This is a genomic window from Thalassospira sp. UBA848 (assembly GCF_002295455.1).
GTDB lineage: Bacteria > Pseudomonadota > Alphaproteobacteria > Rhodospirillales > Thalassospiraceae > Thalassospira.
Genome location: NZ_DBGS01000054.1, coordinates 1 through 5,353, shown reverse-complemented (window position 1 = coordinate 5,353; position 5,353 = coordinate 1). Strand labels below are relative to the sequence as shown.

The following is a 5,353-nucleotide window of genomic DNA, read 5'->3' as shown; positions in this document are numbered from 1 at the left end:
TTGGGGTTGTGCTCAACCAGCGGCACATGCTTATACGCCGCCGCATGGAACACGATTTCAGGTTTGTAGCGATCAAACACCTGACCGATCCGGGTTTGATCGCGCACATCGCCAAGAATACTTTCGCGCGGAATATCCGGGTGCTTTTCCGCCATTTCCATATCTATGGCGTAAAGCTGGAACTCCCCGGCATCCAGCAAAGTCAGACTGCTTGGACCATAAGATGCAATCTGGCGCACGAGTTCCGAACCGATTGATCCGCCGGCACCAGTCACCAGTACCCGCTTGTCGGCAATCATTTCGCGCACACGATCGCGATCGAGCCGCGCCTGAGGACGGCCCAGCAGATCTTCAATCGCGACCGGGCGAATTTGCAGCGGATCAGCAAGGCCTTCACGCAGATCACCCAGCTTGGGCAACCGCGCCAGCGTCATGCCATAGCGATCAGCGATCTCGACCCAGTTGGCGTTGTCTTCATGGCGAAGCGCATCCCCGCTCAGAACCAACCGCCGGGGCAAACCGTACCTGCCCTTTTGCAATTTCGAAATTACGTCTTCGAGCTGATCAACCGTCGCCAGAACATCAACACCGTGCATGTTGCGCCCGACACGCCCCTGGGTCAGGGAAACAATGCCGATCACCTTGAATGGCGTATCTGCAGATCGTTCGGTTTCACGGATAAAGGCCTCGGCCTCGTCCCCAGCCCCGATCAACAGAACCGGCAAACGTGACGTCCCTTGGCGCACCAGTGCACGCGCCGTTGATTTGTCTTTGGCAATCCGATAGGTCAGACGCGACCCGCCCAAAAGCGCCATCAGCAAAAACCACTGAATAATCGGCGCCGAACGCGGCATCCAGTCAAGGCGCGTTGTCAGAAACAGAACAAGGAAAAGGACGGCCACCGCAACCGAGACGGCCTTGGCAATCCGGATCACGTCATTCAGCGACGCATAGCGCCAGATCCCGCGATAGAGCCCGAAATACCAGAAGGACACAGCCGCGATCAGCGTAAAGATACCTGCCGAAAACAGGATGTTATGCGGCGCATAGTAAACCACACCATCCCCGACCCGCAGATACAACGCCAACGGGAATGAGATTGCCGCCATGATGACATCATGGACAAAGGCGATGTGGCTTCGCTGAAACGATCGCAGCATGCGGTCCCTTACTCGCAGATTTATGTTTTTATAAGGATATACCCGCTTTGCGACTGGCGGATAAGGCTTTCTTTTCGCGTCCTGTCCCGATCAAGTCAAGCAGTGCCCGCATCGGAAGAGTGTTCATCACTCCGCGTTTCCGCGCACCGGCATCCGCACCATCATGCCAACCAGACCAAGCACAACAATCAGTGCTGCGATCACCCGCATCCAGTCCGGCGTATCACTCTGGGCAAAACAAACACCGATCAGAACAAGGTTGCTGATCAGGATCATGACCGACACCCGGGCATGGGAAAAGCCGCGCTGGGTGGCTTTCTGATAGAAGTGTTCACGATGCGCCTGCCAGATTTTCTCGCGCCGCAAGGCACGTTTGATCAGGGTAAATGTTGCATCAAACAGATAATAGGATGGCAAAATCAGCGCGATGGCCCATGCCCCTTCGGATGCGACCTTTAACAACAGCCACCCCAGAATAAAGCCAAGCGGTACCGACCCGACATCACCAAGAAACAGTTTCGCAGGATGCCAGTTCCATATCAGAAACCCGATCATGATCGCAAGAATGCCAAGCCCGATATAACCAAGACCAATGAATTGCGGTAGCGGCACATAAAGCGCGAGCACGAAAATCCCAAGGCCGATTGAACCGGCTTCGACACCGGTAATCCCGTCAATCCCGTCCATGAAATTGAACAGATTAATAAACCAGACCCATGCCAAAACCACCAACACGTGATCCAGCCAGATCGGCACCAACCCACCAAGAACCGGTTTATCAAGCGCCAACATGCCAATGATTACGGCGAAAAATTGCACAGCAAAACGTTTGGCAGCAGACAGGTCATGACGATCATCAAGCCAACTGAGCAACCCGAGCCCGGCACAGGCCCCCAGCATCAACCAGTCCGTGATTTCTGTTACACCAGTAAAGGCAAAAACACCTGCCACCAGCACAATCAAAAGCGGTGTCACTGCAAGCCCGCCACCGCGCGGGGTCGGAACGGCGTGACTGGAACGGTGGTTGGGCATATCAAGGATTGCCTTGCGCCGCAGATAGTTCAGCACCACCCATGTCAGCAACATAGAGCCGACCAGAAAGATGCTTGCAAAGGTCGCAAGTCCTGCAAAAGTCATCGTTGGATCGCCCTTGTCCCTGTCCCCGTCACATTGATCCGTCTGGATTAGCCGGACCAATTGCCCATCGCAAGGCTTTTCACCCGATCAATGCATCCGGCCAAGCCGCACAAGGCAGCTATGCCGCGCAAAACCATGCTTGATGCTTTACAGTTTGCCATGCTGGGCTTAACTACAGCACATAAACTGAAACCGGAGATATCCTTTGGCAGAACGTCGTTCCCGTCCATCCCAGCGCAATGCCCCCCGCAAACAGGCGGAGGCACCGGATCCGCGCATGCTTGCACTCAAGACCCTGCAGGAACTGCGCGGCGGTGAAGTGACGTTGGACGAGCTTCTGTCAAAGCATGGTTATGGCCTGCCGTCACTTGATCGCAATTTCCTGCGACAGTTGCTTGGCACCACCCTGCGCCATCTCGGCGAAATTGACGCGGTGCTTGCGCCGCGCTATCAGCTGCCACAGGACAGGGTTGCGGCACGCCTGACCAACATCCTGCGTCTGGGTGTCGCACAGCTGTTCTTTATGGACACAACAGACTACGGTGCGGTCGACAGTACGGTGAACCTGACCCGCGATGCTGGCCTGCATAAATATGTGAAGCTTGTGAATGCGGTTCTGCGTGGCTTGCAGCGTGACGGCTTTGAATGGCCCGAAGGTGTCGAAGACTGGCAGCTCAACATCCCGGCATGGCTGCGCGGATCATGGAAAAAGGCCTATGGTGCGGAAATCGCCCAGGGCATCGCCGAATCCTGCCTTGGTCATGCGATGCTGGATCTGTCGATCAAGGATCGTACGCAATCCGCTGATTGGGCCGAGAAAATGGACGGCATTGTCTTGCCGACCGGGTCGGTACGACTTGAACCGGGTCGACGCATTCGCGATCTGCCGGGTTACAAGGATGGCGACTGGTGGGTGCAGGATGCGGCTGCTGCCATTCCGGCAACCCTGTTTTCGGCCTATCAGGACAAAACGATCTATGACCTGTGCGCGGCACCGGGTGGCAAGACGATGCAACTGGCATCTCTGGGTGCCAGTGCAATCGCGGTCGATAAATCCGAAGGCCGCCTGAAACGCGTTTTCGAGAACCTTGAGCGTGTGTCACTGGGTGCGGCTGTCGTCACTGGCGATGCCACCGATCTGGCACCCGACACACCGCGTGCTGATGCTGTGCTCCTTGATGCGCCCTGTTCGGCCACCGGCACCATTCGCCGCCATCCGGACATCCTGCTGCGCCAGAATGATAAGCTGATGCAATCGCTTCTGCCGATCCAAAGCAAACTTCTCCGTCAGGCCGACAAGCTTTTGAATGTCGGGGGCGAGTTGATCTATTGCACCTGTTCGCTTCAACCCGAAGAGGGCGAGCATCAGGTCAAATCCTTCCTTGCCGATCATCCGAATTATGAACGCAAACCCGTCACCGCTGATGAACTTGGTGGCTGGGACGAGGCGATCAATGATGCTGGTGAATTGCGCATTCTGCCGATTCACATGGCCGATTTTGGCGGCATGGATGGCTTTTTCTGTGCCCGCCTTGTCAAAAAATCGTGATTTTCAGCCACAAGATCATAGTTTGACGCACACAAGGCAGCCATGAGTCCCATTCGGGTGACATGGGGTGCAATCTGGGGTATGAAGGCCGCGCATTTCCCATATCCCGCATTGCTTCAGGACCTGTGACGCATGACCACGTCAAATATTAAAATCGCACCTTCGATCCTTTCGGCAGATTTCGCCCAGCTTGGCGTTGATGTCCGCGCTGTTGACGAAGCCGGTGCTGACTATATCCATATCGATGTGATGGATGGCCACTATGTACCGAACATCACGATTGGCCCGGACGTGGTCAAGGCACTGCGCCCGCACAGTGACAAGGTGTTTGACGTGCATCTGATGATCGCACCGGTCGATCCTTATATCGAGGCATTTGCCAATGCCGGTTCTGACATCATCACCATCCACGCCGAAGCCGGCCCGCACCTGCACCGCTCGCTGCAGTTGATCAAGTCGCTGGGCAAAAAGGCTGGTGTCTCGCTCAACCCGTCGACCCCGGAAAGCGTGATTGAATATGTCATGGACATGGTCGATCTGGTTCTGGTCATGACCGTGAACCCGGGCTTTGGCGGCCAGAAATTCATCCCAAGCCAGCTTGAAAAGATCAAGCGGATCCGCAAGATGATCAATGCGACCGGTCGCGATATCGACCTTGAAGTCGATGGCGGCGTAAACCCTGAAATCGCCCCGCAGGTCATCGAAGCCGGTGCGAACGTGCTGGTCGCAGGCTCCGCTACCTTCAAAGGTGGTCCGTCTGAATATGCCAACAACATCAAAGCCATCCGCGGCGCATAATCTGCGACAGCGTTGATCGCCCATACAAGAAAGGCCGGTGCATATCGCTCCGGCCTTTCTTGTATCTGTCTCAAACCCAGCAATCAGAAATCGATGCAGCGGCCCTTGTTTTCCCAATCGCCAAAGCGGGTCGGCTCCGGACCTTTGGGTCCGCCAATCTCGCGGGCCTTGGCGGCTGCCTCCTTGGCAGCCTTGGCCTCATTCAGGGCGTTGATTGCATCCTGAGACAGCTTGGGCGCTTCTTCTGCACCGGCAATGTCCTCAGACGCCGGATTGGCTTCCGCCTGCGGCTCTGCCTTTTCCTTGGGAACTTCGTGAATGACGGTTTCGCGGAACTTTCCGGCCATTCGGCTTCTCCTGCTTTGGGCATGGCCCTGTAAATCACATTTCCCAAAGAAATAACGTGCGCGACCCATATCGGCAAGTCCACTGACCATCGGGCAAAAGCATGCACAAACCCAAGTGATTTCAGGCCTTTGGAATCAAACAGGGAATCCTGATGTGGCCGCGTGCGAAAATTTGCAAAAAACAGGCTCTTTTCGCGCAGGCACAAAGCCGCTATTCCAAGCTTACGAGCAAAACAAGGAGAAACCATGCGTCCAATTCCCCAGCGTATCGCCGAAGAACTTTCGGTTCGTCCGGAACAGGTCATTGCCACCGTCGAGATGCTTAATGAAGGCTCCACCGTTCCGTTCATCGCCCGTTACCG

6 protein-coding genes are annotated in these 5,353 nt (G+C 55.6%); 3 read left to right on the top strand and 3 right to left on the bottom strand.

The features are described 5' to 3' along the window. Positions 1-1,160: polysaccharide biosynthesis protein (locus B2R48_RS06920; RefSeq protein WP_296999027.1), on the bottom strand; the 1,160-nt coding region annotated here is incomplete at its 3' end. Between the two features lie 126 nt (positions 1,161-1,286). After that, on the bottom strand, positions 1,287-2,297 hold the full coding sequence (locus tag B2R48_RS06915; RefSeq protein ID WP_296999025.1) for an MraY family glycosyltransferase: 1,011 nt from the start codon (positions 2,295-2,297) through the stop codon (positions 1,287-1,289). Positions 2,298-2,502: 205 nt separating this feature from the next. Between B2R48_RS06915 and B2R48_RS06910 the strand changes: the two genes are divergently transcribed. Both B2R48_RS06910 and rpe read left to right on the top strand, forming a co-directional pair. Next, the gene (locus tag B2R48_RS06910; protein ID WP_296999023.1) at positions 2,503-3,846 is read left to right on the top strand and encodes an RsmB/NOP family class I SAM-dependent RNA methyltransferase; all 1,344 of its coding nucleotides are present in this window, start codon (positions 2,503-2,505) and stop codon (positions 3,844-3,846) included. A 132-nt stretch (positions 3,847-3,978) separates the two neighbouring features. Next, positions 3,979-4,644 (top strand): ribulose-phosphate 3-epimerase, encoded by a 666-nt coding sequence (gene rpe, locus B2R48_RS06905; protein ID WP_213475058.1) that lies wholly within the window; start codon positions 3,979-3,981, stop codon positions 4,642-4,644. An 83-nt stretch (positions 4,645-4,727) separates the two neighbouring features. Here rpe and B2R48_RS20345 read toward each other — a convergent pair whose 3' ends face one another. Then, positions 4,728-4,991 (bottom strand): DUF1674 domain-containing protein, encoded by a 264-nt coding sequence (locus tag B2R48_RS20345; protein WP_062956920.1) that lies wholly within the window; start codon positions 4,989-4,991, stop codon positions 4,728-4,730. Positions 4,992-5,237: 246 nt separating this feature from the next. Here B2R48_RS20345 and B2R48_RS20340 point away from each other — a divergent pair. Then, positions 5,238-5,353, top strand: a 116-nt coding sequence (locus B2R48_RS20340) for a Tex-like N-terminal domain-containing protein (RefSeq protein ID WP_414716178.1), incomplete at its 3' end; no start/stop codon positions are given.

Excerpts from the sequence above, each read along its gene's own strand:
- B2R48_RS06915 (WP_296999025.1), bottom strand. The coding sequence starts at position 2,297 with ATGACTTTTGCAGGACTTGCGACCTTTGCAAGCATCTTTCTGGTCGGC.
- rpe (WP_213475058.1), top strand. The coding sequence starts at position 3,979 with ATGACCACGTCAAATATTAAAATCGCACCTTCGATCCTTTCGGCAGAT.
- B2R48_RS20345 (WP_062956920.1), bottom strand. The coding sequence starts at position 4,991 with ATGGCCGGAAAGTTCCGCGAAACCGTCATTCACGAAGTTCCCAAGGAA.